Source organism: Guyparkeria sp. (assembly GCF_046540515.1).
Lineage (GTDB): Bacteria > Pseudomonadota > Gammaproteobacteria > Halothiobacillales > Halothiobacillaceae > Guyparkeria.
This window is the reverse complement of record NZ_JBKHFB010000040.1, coordinates 1-15,834: the sequence shown is the minus strand read 5'-3', so window position 1 is coordinate 15,834 and position 15,834 is coordinate 1. Positions and strand designations below refer to the sequence as shown.

Below are 15,834 nucleotides of genomic sequence, written 5' to 3'. Positions count from 1 at the left end.
CGTACATGTCGGCCGGACCGCTCACCTGGTACTGCTTGCCCTGGGTGTAGGAACGGCCGGTGTTGCCCTGGTTCTGGACGAATTCCGCATCGATCCGCCCGCCCTCCTCCTCGCGGGCCGAGGCGTAGCCCAGTTCGTAGTCGATGGTCCAGTCGTCGATGCGGTTCTCGCCGCCCACGATCGCCGAGAAGATCGTCTGGGTCTCTTCGCGGAACTTGATGTCCTTGCCGTGCTCGACTCCTTCGCTGGCGATGCCGGTCTCGGTGTCGAGGAAACCGTCCTTGAAGGCATCCTCGAAGGTGTACTGGTTGCGACGACGGGTCTCGGTGTCCTTGAAGTCGCTGTAGAGCGTGCGCAGGTAGTACTCGTTGTCGTCGTCCGGACGGAAATCGACGTTGAAGGCCAGGCCGGCGCGCTCGCGATCGACGACGTAGGCGCGCTGCTCGAGCTGCTCGGGGTAACGCTCGCCGGTCGCCGGGTCGAGAATCCAGCCGCCGTCGGTCTCCATGTTGTCCGAGCCGAGCTGGCGATCCTCGTAGGTGGTGCCGATGGCGATGCCCAGATTGTCCTTGCCGCCGCCGACGCTGAAGATGTCGGAGACCGAACCGCCGACGCGCGGGCTCCACTCGTCCCGCAGCTCGTTGTAGCCGCCCTCGACGCGGGCGTTACCGCCGAAGCCGTCGCGGTCGAAGGCATTGAGGGTCTTGACCTCGATGTTGCCGCCGATCGCGTCGCCGTCCATGTCCGGGGTGATCGTCTTGGAGACTTCCAGGCCTTCGATCAGGTCGGAGGGGATCACGTCCAGCGCCACCTGGCGGGCATCGTTCTCGGCCGACGGCACGCGCATGCCGTTGATCGAGACCGTGTTGAGGTTGGCGTTCAGGCCGCGGATGGAGACGAAACGCCCTTCGCCCTGGTCACGCTGCAGTTGCAGGCCGGGCAGACGCTGCAGTGCCTCGGCCGGGTTCTGGTCGGGGAACTCGCCGATCTCCTCGGAGGCGACGATGGTCTTGACGCTGGTCGAGGCACGCTGACGGTTGATCGCGCGCGCCTGCCCGGCGAGCTGACCGGTAACCTCGATCGCGTCCAGGTTGTCGGCGCCCAGCGTCAGTTGAGCGGTGATCAGGCCATCTTCCTCAACCGTGACCGTCTCGCGGGTCTCGCCCATGCCGATGTAATCCACCACCAGCGTGTACTCGCCGGGGGTCACGTCCGAGAACTGGAAACGGCCGTTGGCGTTGGTGTAGGTCTCACGACCCGCTTCCATCAGGCGCACGCGCGCGCCCTCGAGCGTGGTGTTGCTTGACGCTGAACGCAGTTCGCCGCGCACGGTGCCGTCGTCGGCAAGGACATAGGCCGGAGCGGCGAGAGTGGACATGGCCAGCGCACATGCGGCGGCCAGGCGGCTGTACCGCAGGTGGGTTGGTTGAGACATGAGGCAAGCTCCCGATTGATTGGTTTTTTGACTGATAAGGCGTCGCCAAGGAAACGACGCGGGAAGCCTAGGTGTGGCCCATGACAGGTGGATCACGGACCCATAACCAATCGGTGTCGATCTGGTGACTTTCTTTCAGCACGGTTGCGATGCCATGAATTCATGACGCCGCCACGAAAGCGGCGGCAGGGGAAAGGTGATCGACGACCAGGTGCCGATCCGTGGGACGGGTCATTGACCCAGCGCGTCGAGCACCTCGTCCCGACGGATCACCTTGCAGTTCCGGTTGGTCTCGGGCATCAGTTTGCGGCCGTCCTGGAACACGAGCAGGCCGCCCGGACAGATATCGCCCAGTGCCGCCGGTGTGCCATCGAGCCCATCGGGCTCCGATGCACAGTCGAGCAGGCTCAGGTTAGACGTTGGCTTCAGGCTAGTCGTGACAGAGACAGAGCGCGTCCGGGGGTGAAGTCGGGCGACGCAAAGCCGGAAACCGCGGCCTCGCTGAACACCCCGTTCGATGCCGTGGACACCGCCGACTGCCCGGCCGGGTCCTCGATGGTCGCGACCACGACGGAGCGTCCACCCGGCCATTGCACCGCCACCGCACTGCCCGGGGCATTGCCCGGGCTGGGCTCGGTTTTCAGGGCCGCCACGAGTACAAGAGCAAGGGCAAGACGTCCGGCGGGCTCACGATCTGACGACATGAGCACTCCCGGGCTCATGTGGCCCGGAGAGGAACGGTTCCCGCCCATGGCAGGTGACGCGGTCGTGTCGCACAGACGACAGACAACGACGGTGTCACGGCCTTGTCATGCCGGCCGGTCACCGTCGATCACCCCTCGCCTTTCATGGAGACGCTCGATGTCGCGAACGCCGTTTCTCGCCATTGCCCTGATCGCCGGCTTCGTCCCGACGATCGCGGCCGACGACACCTTCCCCGTCGACCGACTGGTCGCCATCGGCGATCAGTTGCAGCACTTCGGTTTTGGTCACGTCACCGAACTGGAGGCCGAGTCGGCGAATCGCGCGACCGCGGAGGGCTGGCGTCACCCCGAATGGCACTCGGAACTGACCTGGAGCATCGAGACCGGCCAGGGGCTGAAAGAGGAACTGGAATACGGCATCGACGCGCCATGGGGCATCGCCCCGACGGACATCCGCCACCTGGTCGACTGGATGACGCGCGCCGACAAGCCCGCTCGCATCGAATCGCTGGAAATCGACCGCGACGGGACGGTCGAACTCGAGGGCGAGGATCATCAGGGCGAATCACGGACGTGGCGCGCCCGTCTCGAGGCCTTTCACGACCGGCGCTGACGACCGGCCCGGCCGGCGCGCCGATCAGTCGTCCAGCACGATTTCCCGGTAACGGTTCCTGCCCGACCCGCCATCCGAGCCGGCATCGAAGACGTAGCCGTAGACGCTCGTCCCGTCGCGGCTCAGCCGCGCCCCGCGCACCCACTGGGCCCTCACCCCTTCGGTCTGGCGGACCGGCGAGGACCAGTTGCCGTCGGGAGCGCGCCGGGTGTGGAAGACCTGACGCGATCGCTCGTCGATGAACAGCAGGTGCAGGGTCTCGCCGTCGGCGATCGCGTCCGCGCCGGTCTGGTCGGCATCCACCGCGTTCTGGACCACCGCCCGATCGCTGACCGGCACGGCGGGATTCAACGGCCCGTGATCGACGCTGCGCCGCTCCTCGAGGATGCCGGAATCCAGGCGATAGACGATGCTGACGGTATTGCTCTCGGGCAGGTACACCAGGGGCAGTATCGAGCCGACATCCTCGCTGTCGCTGCCCAGGCCTCTCGCCACCTGCTCACGCGGGGTGAGTTCGCCGTCAGCCTCGAGCCGCCGATACCACGCGCTGCCGTCGCTGCCGGTATAGGCCAGGTGGATGACGTCATCCGCGCCCCTCACCAGCATCGGCCCGGAGAGGTTCGGCGACACGTCCGCGTCGATCACTCGTTCTTCGCCCCATCGGCCATCGGGTGAGCGGATCGCCAGGTGGATCTTCTCGGGGCCGCCGTACACGACCACGATGCTGCCGTCCGAACGCACCGCGATGTCGGCCACCTGGGTGGGCGGCTCGATCGGCGAGGCGATCCGCTCATCCCGGATCGACCAGGTGTCCGGGCTTGTCGGATGATCCGCGGTGCGAAAGGCGTGGTACCAGACGTCGTCCGAGGTCTGGTGGACCATGTGAATGGTGTCGCCGACCAGGACCGAGCCGAAGCCCTCCAGGTCGCCCGTCGCCGGCCGGTGATCGCCATCCACCTCCCGCCACGTCCTGCCCGAATCGCTCGACTTGACCGTCATCAGCACATTGAAGGTTTCCGCCGGCTCGATCAGGAAATACAGGTCGCCGTTGTCGGCCTGCCAGGGTCCGATACGGGCCGGCGTCTCGACGAAGGTGCCGCCGACATGACCGTCCGGCACGTCCAGCGTCAGCCTCGGCAGGTCGACAGCCTCGACCGGCTGGCCGTCGGCATCGCCCATTCGAAACTCGAACACGTCACCCGCCCGGTTCATCACCGGGCCGTCGGCAAAGCGGCGGATGACCAGCGGCCATTCCCACTCGCTCTGCCCGATCTCGCGCGGGGATGACGGCGTCCGATCGGCAAAGCTGATCCCGGCACCACCCGTGAACGGCGCATCGGAACCCGCCAGCAGATCGGTCGTTTCCTCACCATGGCGATAGCCCTCGCTGGCGATGACGCTGACACGTGGTGTCGCCGGTTCGCCCTCGATCGCGAAGCTGCGAAACCCGGCCACGCCACCGTCCGGCACGCGGAAGCCCAGCCCGGCCGGATCGAGCGCGACGTCCGCCTCGACCGGCAGGAGCAATGCCTGGTCGCCACGCTCGACCTCGATGACCAGGCCGTCCTCCTCGCCGATCACCTTCAGCTCGAACCAGCGCTGCGGGTCGAATTCCAGCCGGCCCTCGGCCAGGCGGGATTCGACCCCATCGGCCACGCGCCGTACCGAAACGACGCCGGCAGGATCGACATGCGCGAGGTGATAGTTCTCCGGATCGTGATAGTCGAAGACCAGGCCCGCGCCCGACGGGTCGCCCGACATCAATCGCATCTCGGTAGCGAACTCGGCCGGACCCCAGTGCGTGTCCTGTCGGCCCAGTGCCAGCACCTCGCCGGCCTCGCCGCTCGCGCGCAGATACGGGCTATCCTCACGCGCCACGCTCAGGGCGGTCCCGTCACCGCGATCGAGACGCCACCCCTCGGACGGCCCGGTCAGCTCGGTTCCCTCGAAACCGCGGATCGAAACCCGGCCCTCCTCGAATCCGATCTCGACGAGTTTTTCCGGCTTGGGAAAATTCTCGGCCCCGACCGGCTGCCATTCCCCGCCATTGCGACGGGACTGGAGCTGGAATGATGGCTGGTCGGGACCGACCGACGAGGTTTCCAGCTCGAACCGCAGGCGGAAAGGCGCATCCGCGTCGACAGTGACGTTCTCGTTCGCTTGCCCGGCCCAGCCCGCGTCGGCATTCAGATCGGCACTCGCATCCGAACGGACCCGAAAGGCACTCTGCTGGGTTACGGGCGGTTCAGCGTCGGCGTGAACGGACGGGTCGCTGCTGTCGCAACCGGCGGTCATGGACACGGCGCCCGCCAGGAGCAGGCAGGCGGCGAGGGGAATGGGCAAATGCGTTGCGCGGTGGCGTGTCATGGGCGGATTGTTCATTGTCGTCTTGTCAGTTGGCACCCCCCCTTTTGCCCGCTCGGCGGGACCATCATGAGGGAGGCAGCAAGGCCGAAGGGCCTTGTTTAAAGGGCAGGATGGAAACGGTCCGGCCCGCCGACCGGCGGACCGAGCCGCGGCCGGACTAGCCGGCCAGGTCGAAGCGATGCGTGAAGCGCGGATCGGTGTCGGTGTCGTCACCGGCGCGGTAGGTCTCGATACGCACCTCGCCGTCGGTCATGACGCTGACCAGGTGGAAGTACGGGGTGTGGCGGGTCTTGTCGGGCACCTTGGTGCGTTCGAGCGCCGGCACGTGGACATGCTGGACCCCGTCGACCTCGCGGAAGGCGGTCAGCCGCTCGATGTCCACGTGCAGATCACCCGAGAACACCGCGACCAGGTTGTCCTGGCCCAGCACGTTCTCGATGTCCGGGTGGTTGATGCCCTTGTCACCGCCCTCGGGGATCACGCCCACCGGCGTGCCGTGCGTGAACAGGAAGACCGGCTTGGGCGCGAGCGCCTCGATCTGTGCTTCGACCCAGGCCAGTCCCTCGTCCGTGAAGTCGCGACCATCGCGATCCGGCGTGGCGAACACCAGCGCGACCTCGTCGCGCTCGACCACGTAGCGCGGCGAATCGATACTCGGCTGGTCGACGCTCCAGCGATTGGCGTATTGCAGGAAGCGGCGCTCGGTGGAACCGAACTCCTCGTTGCCCATGATCGGATAGAACGGACGTTCCAGGCGGGAGAGCACGGCGGTGACCGCGTCGTACTGGATCATGGTGCCCTTGTGCGGGATGTCGCCGATACCGGCGACGAAGTCGATCCGACCGGACTCGGCCAGGCGGTTGACGTGATCGACGGCACGGGCGAGCCCGGGGAACTGCGCGTACGGCTTGGGCTCGGCATCCCCGAGCACGGCGAAACGCAGGGCCGGGCTCCGTTCGCCCTCGCCCGTCGCGGATTTCCCGGCCGAGCCGCTGCCGGACATGGCCACCGGCAGGGCAGCCGGCAGGCGCATGGCACCGGCCATCACGTCGAAGACACTGGTATTGTCCACGTAGCTGCCGTCCCAGTCATAGGGCTTGCCCTTGCCCCAGAGACGGGCGGCGAAATCGTCGTGACGGGACACCGCCTGGAATGCCTCGGCACCCCGGCCGATGGCCCACAGCGGCACCAGTTCGTTGGTGTGCTTGCCCGAGGCGAACTGGTAGCCCGGCAGGTTGCCCTCGCCCCGATCCTGTACGGCGCGGAATCGCTCGAAGCGATCCTCGGCGGGATCGAAGCGAGCCGCCTCGACCGCTGCCTCGTCGTCGACCGATGCGGCCACCGGACCGCCCTGCCCGTTGGTGAAGGTGCCCTCACCCCAGATGCCGCCGGTCTCGTGGTCGGCGGTGACGATCAGCAACGTCTCGTCCCAGGAGCTGTTCTCCTCGACCCAGTCGACCACCGCCGCCACCGCCGCGTTGAAGGCCTGCTGCTCCTCGATGAAGCGCGGCATGTCGTTGTCGTGCCCCATCCAGTCGACCGCGCCGCCCTCCACCATGAGGAACAGGCCCTCGTCGTCGCGCGACAGTACTTCCAATGCTCCGCGGGCCATGGTGGCCAGTTCCGGCACGTTGGGAACGAACGCCATGCCAGAGGGAGTGTTCGGATCGGCCGGCTGATAGGCACGCCGCGCCTGAGCGGTGCGATGGGTCTGGAAGATGCCCACCAGCTTTTCGGGCACGTCCCGCCCGGCGGCCAGCGCCTCGAAGTCCTCGCGGGCGTCGATGAAGGCGTAGTCGTTATGCCGCCCGGCGACCAGCGCGTCCCAGGTCTCCCGCCCGCCGACGAAGCGGTAACGCTCGTCTTCCGGCTCGTCGACGCGACGGCCGTCGTTGTCGAACGCCGGATGCCCGGAACCCATCAGCACGTCGACGCGACCGTCGACCATCTCGTTGAAGATCTCGGCGTAGTTGTCGCGCGACAGGTTGTTCGACCAGGCGGAGGCCGGGGTGGCGTGCGAGGCCATCACGCTGCTGACGATGCCCACGGCGCGCCCGCTCTCGTCGGCCAGCTGGCCGATGGGCGTGAAGGCCGCCTCGCCGCGCCAGTCGACGTTGATACGACCGTTGCGGGTCTTCTTGCCGCTGTGCAGCGCCGTGCCCGCCGCGGCGGAGTCGGTGTAGGTGGTATAGGTGCGCGCCACCGGGGCGAAATCGTTCTCGAAGGTCGCCTCGAAGCGCTGCCAGCGGGTGGCCGCGTCATAGCCCTGCGCCATGGCAGCCGCTGCCGGTTCCCGCTTGCCAAGGAACTCGCCACGCTCGTCCACCGGGTTGAGCGACCAGGTAGCCTGCCCGACCAGCACGGGTGTCGTGCCGTCGGGACGCGCCACCTGGTAGGGCTGCTCACCGGCCACGCCGGCATGGTAGTCGGCGGCCAACCAGCCGTTGAAACCGATGCCGTCGGCGATCATCAGGATCACGTTCTTCGCCGGGGTCTCGTCCGCCATGGCGGCAGGCAGGAAAGACAGCGAGAGGACGGCGGCAATCAACCAGCGCCGAGTCAGGACATGAGAGGGCATCGTGTCGGGTTCCGTGGACATGGAGCCGACATTCGACCGTGACAATCTTTCCGGATGATCACGCCAGCATGACAGTTCGATCTCGCGACGGAGAGGCGCCCGAAGCAACCCCCCGAGAAAGCGCCCCGAAGCGGCCAGCAATACCCGCACACGAAAAAGGCCCGTCGCGACTGCGACGGGCCTTTCCCTGCCTGTATGGCGTCCCCAAGGGGATTCGAACCCCTGTTACCGCCGTGAAAGGGCGGTGTCCTAGGCCTCTAGACGATGGGGACCTGATTGGCGCGCCCGGGAAGATTCGAACTCCCGACCTTCTGGTTCGTAGCCAGACGCTCTATCCAACTGAGCTACGGGCGCTTTGGCTCCCCGAGCTGGACTCGAACCAGCGACCCAGTGATTAACAGTCACTTGCTCTACCAACTGAGCTATCGGGGAATACGTCTCGCGACGTGGGGCGGCATATTAATGATCCACCCCGGGGTCGTCAACACCCGCGGGCAGAAAAATGCGCCCATGAGCGCCCTTCCGGCCCTTCGCTTGAAAGACGGCCAGGCCCGTCGGCGACACGAAAGCGTCAATGCCGCAGCCCGCGCGCCACAACGAAAGCGGCCCGGCAGTGCCGGGCCGTTCTCGTCATACGCCGGTCTCGTTGGCCTCACACGGCCTACGGCAGGGCGTGACCGTCAACGGGCGAATCAGAGAAACTCGAGTTCCTCGGCGACCGCCTCGGCCCCCTTGCGGGCGCACATCTCGTCGGTCTCCCCGGACGGGGCGCCCGAGACGCCGATCGCACCGTAGGCCTTGCCGCCGCCCTCGATGACCACACCGCCGGCGCCAAACATGAGACCGGGCACGTGGCCGAGGCCACCTTCGCCACGATCCTCGATGGCCGAGGTCGGCGAGTTGAACGACATGGCCGTGTAGGCCTTGAGCTTGGAGATACGGAGCGTCAGGTCCGGGGCCAGCACGTCGCGCAACACGACCTGCTCGTTGCCGCCCCGGTCCACGACCGTCACCCCTACCTGGATGCCCTCGTCCCGGCAGGCCTCGATGGTGGCTTGCGCGGCCTTGAGGGCCATTTCCATCGACAGGCGGTCGACGCTCACGGTCACCGGCTGGTCGGACTGAGCCATGGCGGCATTGCCGGCCAGTGCCAGGCCGGTGGCGAGCACCGCGTTACGGATCGCGTTCTTCGTGAATTGCATGGGATTCCCCTATTGAATTGGCTTGGTGGTTGTCGTCGTATCGGGTTCTGTCGACCCTTTCTGGCGTGACTGGTCCGGCTTACGCCGGACCCAGGCTGGGGTAGTCGATATACCCCTTTTCCCCTCCACCGTAGAAGGTCGAGGTGTCGGGTTCATTGAGCGGTGCGTCGAGACGGAAGCGCTCGACCAGGTCCGGATTGGCGATGAACGGCACGCCGAAGGCCACCGCGTCCGCACGGCCGGCCTCGATATCGCGCTCGGCACGCGCCTGGTCGTACTGGTAGTTGCGGATCACCGGGCCGTCGAACAGCGGCACCAGATCGGCCAGATCGAAGGCCGGGCCGGCCTCGCCGGGGGCGTCCTCGCCCATCCCCGCGATGTGGAGGTACGCCAGCCCGAAGGCGTTGAGCTCACGCACCACGTAGGAAAAGGTGCCCCAGGGATCGCTGTCGTACATGCCGTTGAACGGCTGCAGCGGCGAGAGGCGCACCCCGGTCCGGCCGGCGCCGGCGACGGCGATCACCGCGGCCAGCACCTCGCGCAGCAGCCGCATGCGATTCTCCAGGGTGCCGCCGTAGCGATCGCTGCGCTTGTTGGTGCCGTCCCGAAGGAACTCGTCGATGAGATAACCGTTGGCCGCGTGGACCTCGACGCCATCGAAGCCGGCGGCCAGGGCCCGTTCGGTGGCCCGGGCATACGCCTCGACCAGCTCGGGAATCTCTTCTGTCTCGAGTGCACGCGGCGTCTCGAAGGGTTTCTTCTCGCCGGAGGGGACATAGCCCTCGCCGTCGATGGCGATCGCGGACGGTGCCACCGGCAGCTTGCCCCCCGGCTGGAAATCCGAGTGCGAGACGCGACCGACGTGCCAGAGCTGCAGCACCATCCGCCCGCCGGCGTCGTGCACGGCGCGCGTGATCACCTCCCAGCCGGCCTGCTGCTCGTCGCTGTGAATACCGGGCGTGGCCGGGTAGCCCTGCCCCTCGGGGACCACCTGGGTGGCCTCGCTGATGATCAGCCCGGCACCGGCGCGCTGCCGGTAGTAGGTACACATCATCTCGTTGGGGACATTGCCCGGCAGCGTGGCCCGACACCGGGTCAGCGGCGCCATGATGACGCGGTTGGGCAGGGAAAGATCACCAAGGGCGATCGGGGTGAGCAGCACGGAATCCTGACTCATGGAACCTCGAACACGATTGTTGTCGGGTGCCGAGCATTCGGTCAGACCTGACGACCGGCACGAGAAGCTTGGTTAGCCGGCTAACTTGTAGTCCACATGACCGTCGAATGCCAGTCGGATGCGCCCTCAGTGACGGGCGGGCACCCCCTCCGACTCCTGGACCAGGATCCACGGCGGGGTGACCACCGCCCAGAGTGTCGCCTCGCCGCCGGCCCAGTGGCGGGCGGTGTGGGTGTCGAGGGCATCGATCTCGCCGGCCGCCTGCCAGGCCGCGACCGCATCGGTGCGGTCCCGGATGATCGCCATGGCCACGTCGACGAGGTCGAGCGACGGCGAGATCTTCAGGATCTGCCCCTTGGCGAAGAAGCGCTCGAGCTCCGGCCACTCGATTCGTGCGGTCTGGCCGACCAGTTCCGCATAGAGCGTGTCGTCGTCGAGCGCCGCCGCACCGGTCTCGGGGAGATTGGAGGGAATTTCTGTCATGATCTGCCCTTGTTCACGTTATTCGAAGAGGAGCCCTGCCGATGGCGAAGCGACGCCGCCCGGAACCCGACCGCTCGAGCTATCTCAACCACCGCAGCCGCGTCGAGCCCATCGAGGCGCCCGACGGCTCGACCGTGCGCGAGCTGATGCACCCCTCGCACCATGCCGTCGAGCGGCTGAGTGTCGCCGAGGCGACCGTCGAGCCCGGCGCATCCACGCGCCGGCATCGCCACCCGATCGCCGAGGAGATCTACCAGATCCTCGACGGCGCCGGGGTGATGGAACTGGGCGAGGAACGCCTGGCGGTGGTGCCGGGTGATATCATCCGCATCGCCCCCGGCCAGCCGCACCGTCTCGAGGCCAAGAGCGAGGTGCCGCTGCGGCTGTTGTGCATCTGCCAGCCGGCCTACCGCGACGAGGATACCGAATTCCTCGACACCCTCGATTCCAGCGACGCCACTACCTGAACACCATGGTCATCCAGCGCAGCACACTCGAATTCCTGATCCTCGCCCTCGTCCTCGGCAGCATTCTGGCCGCCACGCTCTGGCTCGGCCACGGCGCCGGCGTGCTGGTACTGATTGCCTGGGGCGTGGGCGGTTTCATCTACCTCAAACGCAAGAAACCCCGCGCCAGCGTCATCGACGACGAGCCGCCGCGCTGAATCCCTGCACCAACCCGCTTCGGCGTCGTGCGGGGCTTTCTCAGCCGACTTCCTCGGCCATCAACACTCTCACCCGGTCGAGATCGGACTCGGTATCCACGCCCGGCGGCGGCGTGACCTCGGCGATCTCGATGGCGATGGTCTCGCCCATCGACAGGGCGCGCAGCTGTTCGAGCCGCTCGAGGCGTTCGATCTCCGGGCTCGCTGTCGCGACGAAGCGACGCAGGAACCCGGCCCGATAGGCATACAGCCCCAGATGGCGAAAGCCGAAGATCCCGGCCTCGCCGAGCTCCGGCAGGCCGTCGCGATGAAACGGGATCGGTGCGCGCGAGAAGTACATCGCCTCGGCCCGCTCGTTGGCGACCACCTTGACCGCATCGGGCGACAGGAACTCCTCGCGCCCGGCGATCGGCACCATCAGTGTCGCCATCGCCGCCTCGGGCTTGGCACGCAACAGGTTGGCCACCTGCGCGAGCAGCACCGGCGGCATCATCGGCTCGTCGCCCTGCAGGTTGACCACCACCGTCTCGTCGGGCAGCTCGAGGAAGTCGATCACCTCGGCCAGTCGGTCGGTGCCCGACTCGTGCCCCTCGCTGGTCAGTACCGCCCGCGCGCCGATCTCGGCCGCCGCCTCCTGGATCCGCTCGTCGTCGGTGGCAATCGCCACGTGCTGGCTGCCGGCGGCCACGGCACGCTCGTAGACCCAGTGGATCATGGGTCGCCCGGCGATGTCCGCCAGCGGCTTGCCCGGCAGGCGGCTCGAGTCATATCGCGCCGGGATGATGATCCAGTCACCCTCGGCCATCATGCGCCGGTCTCTCCCTTGGCCGGATGCTTCTTGCGCCAGGCCTGGTATTCCTCGTCCGACAGTTGGCGGGCCTCGTCCTCCAGCATCACCGGGATACCGTCCCGGACGGGGTAGGCGAGATGGGCCGACAGCGAGATGAGCTCGCCGTTCGACTTGTCGTAGATCAATGGACCCTTGGTAACGGGGCACACCAGGATATCCAGCAGTTTCTTGTCCATCGGCGGTTTCACCTTTTCAGGGGGTCGCGGGCGATCGAGTCCGTCTCGATCGCGACCCGTGCATCAGGGTTGCAGTCGTGCCAGCGTGGCCTCGAGCAGGGACGGCGGCAGATCGATGCCGCCACGTACCACCAGCAGCTGTCCGGCTCGGTCCGGGGGTTCGGGCCATTTGACCGCATCCTTCTCGGTCATGACAACCGGGCGCCCGTCGGCCAGCCACGCCCGTGCCTGCGCAAGGGTGGGCGCGGCGTGATCGTCGAGTGGCCGCGCGTCGACCTTCACGCCCTCGCCCTCGAGCATGGCGAAAAAGCGGGCGGGGTTGCCGATGCCGGCCAGGGCGATGACCTCGCGCCCGGCCAGTTCGCTGATCGGGTGCTCGACCTGATCGAAGCGATCGACCACCCCCTGCGGACGAAAATCGATCCGCCAGGCGGGCACGCCACGCGCCCCCGCCCCGTGGCGGGCAGGCTCCGCCCCGTTGACCAGCACGGCGTCGACCTCGTCCATCACGGCCGGCGATTCGCGCAGGGGGCCGGCGGGCAGGCACCAGCCGTTGCCCAGCCCGCGGTGCCCGTCGACCACGACCCACTCGATGGTCCGGGCGAGGCGATGATGCTGCAGGCCGTCGTCGCTGACGATCACGTCGACCTCGGGGTAGCGGGCCCTGAGCTGCCGGGCCGCCTCGCGCCGGTAGGGGTGGACCACCACCGGCACGCCGGTGCGCTGGTGGATCAGCCAGGGCTCGTCACCGCAGCTCGACGGGTCGACCGCCTCGGCGAGATCGACCGGCTCGATGCCGACCTTCACGCCGAATCCCCGGCTGATCACCCCCGGGGTGTGACCGGCCCGCCGCAGTGCCTCGACCAGCGCGATCACCACCGGCGTCTTGCCGGTACCGCCGACGGTGAGGTTGCCGACCACGATGACCGGACACTCCGGTTCGCGCCCGGCCGCGCGACGACGACGGCGCGCCGCCTCGGCACAGACCAGCCACCCCAGCGGCCAGAGCAGACCTGCGATCACGCCGCGTCGCTGCCAGAAGGCGGGATAGCGCATCAGTCGCCCTGCTCGGCGAACTGCAGACGGTACAGGCCCGCATAGGCGCCGTCGGCGGCCAGCAGCTCGTCGTGGCGCCCCTGCTCGACCACCCGACCGCCTTCCATCACCACGATGCGATCGGCGTGCTCGATGGTCGACAGGCGGTGAGCGATGACCAGCGTGGTGCGCCCGCGAGTGAGGTTCTCCAGCGCCCGCTGGATATACCCCTCCGAGCGGGTATCCAGCGCCGAGGTGGCCTCGTCGAGCAGCAGGATCGGCGCATCGCGGTACAGGGCCCGGGCGATCGCGATACGTTGGCGCTGACCGCCCGAGAGCAGCACGCCGTTCTCGCCGATGTTGGTTTCGAAGCCCTCGGCCAGTTGCTCGATGAACTCCTCGGCGAACGCGGCCTCCGCCGCCTCCCGCACGCGCTCCATGTCGAAGTCGGCGCCGTCGGCGTAACCGATATTCGCCGCGATGGAGGTATTGAACAGCACCGTCTCCTGCGAGACGTAGGCGAACTGCCGGCGCAGCTCGGCCAGCGGCAGCGCGTCGTGTCGATGCTCGTCGAGCCGGATAGTCCCGCGCTGGATCTCGACGAAGCGCGGCAACGCCCCCATCAGGCTCGACTTGCCCGCGCCGGACTGCCCGACGAAGGCGACCGTCTCGCCGGCGGCGATCTCCAGGTCCACGCCCTTGAGTACCCAGTCCGGATCGCTGCTCTCCGTCGGTGCCGGGTCGCGGTAGCTCAGCCAGACGTCGTCCATGCGAATCCGGCCACTGACCCGCTCGACCGTCTCCGTGCCCCCCTCGGTCTCGCGCGGCTCGTCGAGCAGCGCGAACAGGCTCTCGCCGGCGGCGATGCCCTTCTGGATGATGGCATTGAGATTGATCAGCCGCTTGGCCGGGGCCAGGGTCATCGCCAGCGCGGTGATGAACGAGACGAAGGTGCCGACGCTGATGTCGTCCATGCGATCGCCGCTGGTGGCGAACCAGACCACGCCGGCCACACCGATGGCGAGCACGAATTGCGTCAGGGGCGAAGAGGCCGCCTGCACCGCCTGCATTTTCATGAAGGCGCGAAAGTTGTACTGGTTCTGGCGATCGAAGCGCGCGCTTTCGTAGTCCTCGCCGCCGTAGAGCTTGACCACCCGATGCCCGCTGATGGTCTCCTCGGCGACGTGCGAGACCTGGCCCATCGACTCCTGGATGCGCCGGGCGTAGCGGCGGAAGGCCCGCGAGATGCCGGCGACCATGCCGACCAGGATGGGCAGCAACACCAGGATGAACAGCGTGAGCTGCCAGGACAGGTACAGCATCCAGATCAGCAGGCCGACCACGGTCACGCTGTCTCGGATCAGGATGGTCAATGCCTTGGAGGCCGCCTCGGAGACCTGCTCGCTCTGGTAGTTCAGGCGGGTGAGCACCTCGGTCGACGGCACCCGGTCGAAATAGCGCGGCGGCAGGTGCAGCACCTGAGCGAAGGTGTCGTGGCGCAGGTCGCGGATCACCGATCGCCCCACCCAGGCCATGCCATAGCTGGAGGCGAACTCCCCGATCACGCGAAAGACGAACACGCCCAGCAGCGCCAGCGGCATCCAGGTGACCAGGGTCGGATCGCGGTCGACGAAGCTGCCGTCGAGCAGCGGTTTCATCAGCGCGGCGAACCCCACCTCGGAAAGCCCCGCGACCACCATGCCGACGATCGCGATCACCAGCACCCGCATGTAACGCCAGGTGTAGTCGAGCAGACGACGGTAGGTGGCCCAACCGGCCTGCGACCGGGCGCGCTGCTTGAGCGAATCGGGATTCATCGTGGCGGCGTCGTCCCCATGCCGATCTTCTCGATGCCGGCGCGCCGTGCCTGGTCGAGCACCGTCACCACGCGCTGGTTGACCACCTGGGAGTCGGCCCAGAGCACCACCGGGCGGCCATCACCGGCGATCTCGGCCAGCACGCCCGGAAGTTCCTGATCGGCGACGCGTTTGCCGTCGACGGCAATCTCGCCACGCGCGTCCAGTTCGATCACGTGGTTCTCCAGTTCGTCGCGTTCGCTGCTGCCCGACTCGGCTACCGGCAGGTCGACCTTGAGCTCCCGTTCGTGCACGAACGTCGTGGTCAGCATGAAGAAGATCAGCAGCATGAAGACCACGTCGATCAACGGGATCAGGTTGAGCTCGAGCGGTTCGCGCGTGCGCTGCCGGAAGTTCATGCCGCCTGCCTCCGTCCGATGCCGGCCGGGTAGATCAGGTCGACCAGGCGAATGGCCTCGGCCTCCATGTCGATCACCAGCTCGTCGATCAGGCCGCGGAAGTAGCGATGGAAGATGAACGCCGGCACCGCGACCATGATCCCGGCGGCGGTGGTGATCAGCGCCTTGGCGATCCCGCCGGCCAGCAACTCGGGGGCGATCGCACCAGCCCCGCTGTGCTGGGTGATGGCCTGGAAGACATCGATGATCCCGATCACCGTGCCCAGCAGGCCGAGCAGCGGGGCGATAAGGGCGATCGTGCCCAGCGTGTTGAGGTAGCGCTCCATCTGGTGGGC

The 15,834-nt window shown here is 67.4% G+C and carries 15 protein-coding genes and 3 tRNA genes; 3 read left to right on the top strand and 15 right to left on the bottom strand.

Annotated features, from left to right (window positions below):
• A partial coding sequence (locus ACLFRM_RS06320; RefSeq protein ID WP_410754876.1) for a TonB-dependent receptor plug domain-containing protein occupies nt 1-1,435 on the bottom strand: 1,435 nt, incomplete at its 3' end.
• A gap of 861 nt (nt 1,436-2,296) precedes the next feature.
• Between ACLFRM_RS06320 and ACLFRM_RS06315 the strand changes: the two genes are divergently transcribed.
• A complete protein-coding gene (locus ACLFRM_RS06315; RefSeq protein ID WP_410754875.1) occupies nt 2,297-2,752 on the top strand; it encodes a hypothetical protein in 456 nt (151 codons plus the stop codon).
• Nucleotides 2,753-2,776: 24 nt separating this feature from the next.
• Here the strand turns inward: ACLFRM_RS06315 and ACLFRM_RS06310 are convergent, their stop codons facing one another.
• The 8 genes from ACLFRM_RS06310 to ACLFRM_RS06275 all read right to left on the bottom strand — a co-directional run bounded on the left by ACLFRM_RS06310 (nt 2,777) and on the right by ACLFRM_RS06275 (nt 10,559).
• Nucleotides 2,777-5,119, bottom strand: coding sequence for a sialidase family protein (locus ACLFRM_RS06310; protein WP_410754873.1), 2,343 nt, complete (start codon nt 5,117-5,119; stop codon nt 2,777-2,779).
• A 157-nt stretch (nt 5,120-5,276) separates the two neighbouring features.
• Nucleotides 5,277-7,718, bottom strand: a complete 2,442-nt coding sequence (locus tag ACLFRM_RS06305; RefSeq protein ID WP_410754871.1) for an alkaline phosphatase — start codon at nt 7,716-7,718, stop codon at nt 5,277-5,279.
• 175 nt (nt 7,719-7,893) lie between these two features.
• Nucleotides 7,894-7,969: transfer RNA gene (locus ACLFRM_RS06300), tRNA-Glu, on the bottom strand.
• A 5-nt stretch (nt 7,970-7,974) separates the two neighbouring features.
• Nucleotides 7,975-8,051 (bottom strand) — tRNA-Arg (locus ACLFRM_RS06295).
• Between the two features lie 2 nt (nt 8,052-8,053).
• Nucleotides 8,054-8,129, bottom strand: a tRNA-Asn gene (locus tag ACLFRM_RS06290).
• 260 nt (nt 8,130-8,389) lie between these two features.
• Entirely contained in the window at nt 8,390-8,899 is a 510-nt protein-coding gene (locus ACLFRM_RS06285) for a GlcG/HbpS family heme-binding protein (protein ID WP_410754870.1), read from the bottom strand.
• Nucleotides 8,900-8,978: 79 nt separating this feature from the next.
• The gene (locus ACLFRM_RS06280; RefSeq protein WP_410754869.1) at nt 8,979-10,076 is read right to left on the bottom strand and encodes an alkene reductase; all 1,098 of its coding nucleotides are present in this window, start codon (nt 10,074-10,076) and stop codon (nt 8,979-8,981) included.
• 126 nt (nt 10,077-10,202) lie between these two features.
• Nucleotides 10,203-10,559, bottom strand: a complete 357-nt coding sequence (locus ACLFRM_RS06275; protein WP_410754868.1) for a DUF2288 domain-containing protein — start codon at nt 10,557-10,559, stop codon at nt 10,203-10,205.
• Nucleotides 10,560-10,600: 41 nt separating this feature from the next.
• Between ACLFRM_RS06275 and ACLFRM_RS06270 the strand changes: the two genes are divergently transcribed.
• Nucleotides 10,601-11,026, top strand: a complete 426-nt coding sequence (locus tag ACLFRM_RS06270) for a cupin domain-containing protein (RefSeq protein ID WP_410754867.1) — start codon at nt 10,601-10,603, stop codon at nt 11,024-11,026.
• Between the two features lie 5 nt (nt 11,027-11,031).
• Nucleotides 11,032-11,223 (top strand): hypothetical protein, encoded by a 192-nt coding sequence (locus ACLFRM_RS06265; RefSeq protein WP_410754866.1) that lies wholly within the window; start codon nt 11,032-11,034, stop codon nt 11,221-11,223.
• A gap of 40 nt (nt 11,224-11,263) precedes the next feature.
• Here ACLFRM_RS06265 and kdsB read toward each other — a convergent pair whose 3' ends face one another.
• The 6 genes from kdsB to ACLFRM_RS06235 all read right to left on the bottom strand — a co-directional run.
• On the bottom strand, nt 11,264-12,031 hold the full coding sequence (gene kdsB / locus ACLFRM_RS06260; protein ID WP_410754865.1) for a 3-deoxy-manno-octulosonate cytidylyltransferase: 768 nt from the start codon (nt 12,029-12,031) through the stop codon (nt 11,264-11,266).
• On the bottom strand, nt 12,028-12,249 hold the full coding sequence (locus ACLFRM_RS06255) for a Trm112 family protein (RefSeq protein ID WP_410754864.1): 222 nt from the start codon (nt 12,247-12,249) through the stop codon (nt 12,028-12,030). Before ACLFRM_RS06255 ends, kdsB begins: the two co-directional genes overlap by 4 nt.
• A 63-nt stretch (nt 12,250-12,312) precedes the next feature.
• A complete protein-coding gene (lpxK, locus tag ACLFRM_RS06250; RefSeq protein ID WP_410754863.1) occupies nt 12,313-13,305 on the bottom strand; it encodes a tetraacyldisaccharide 4'-kinase in 993 nt (330 codons plus the stop codon).
• Nucleotides 13,305-15,101 carry a lipid A export permease/ATP-binding protein MsbA gene (gene msbA / locus ACLFRM_RS06245; protein ID WP_410754862.1) on the bottom strand — a complete coding sequence of 599 codons (1,797 nt, stop codon included), beginning with the start codon at nt 15,099-15,101 and terminating at the stop codon, nt 13,305-13,307. The genes lpxK and msbA overlap by 1 nt, the downstream gene beginning before the upstream one ends.
• Nucleotides 15,098-15,499: an ExbD/TolR family protein gene (locus ACLFRM_RS06240; protein WP_410754861.1), complete on the bottom strand. Its 402-nt coding sequence runs from the start codon at nt 15,497-15,499 to the stop codon at nt 15,098-15,100. Before ACLFRM_RS06240 ends, msbA begins: the two co-directional genes overlap by 4 nt.
• Nucleotides 15,496-15,834, bottom strand: a 339-nt coding sequence (locus tag ACLFRM_RS06235) for a MotA/TolQ/ExbB proton channel family protein (protein ID WP_410754860.1), incomplete at its 5' end; no start/stop codon positions are given. The genes ACLFRM_RS06235 and ACLFRM_RS06240, both read right to left, overlap by 4 nt.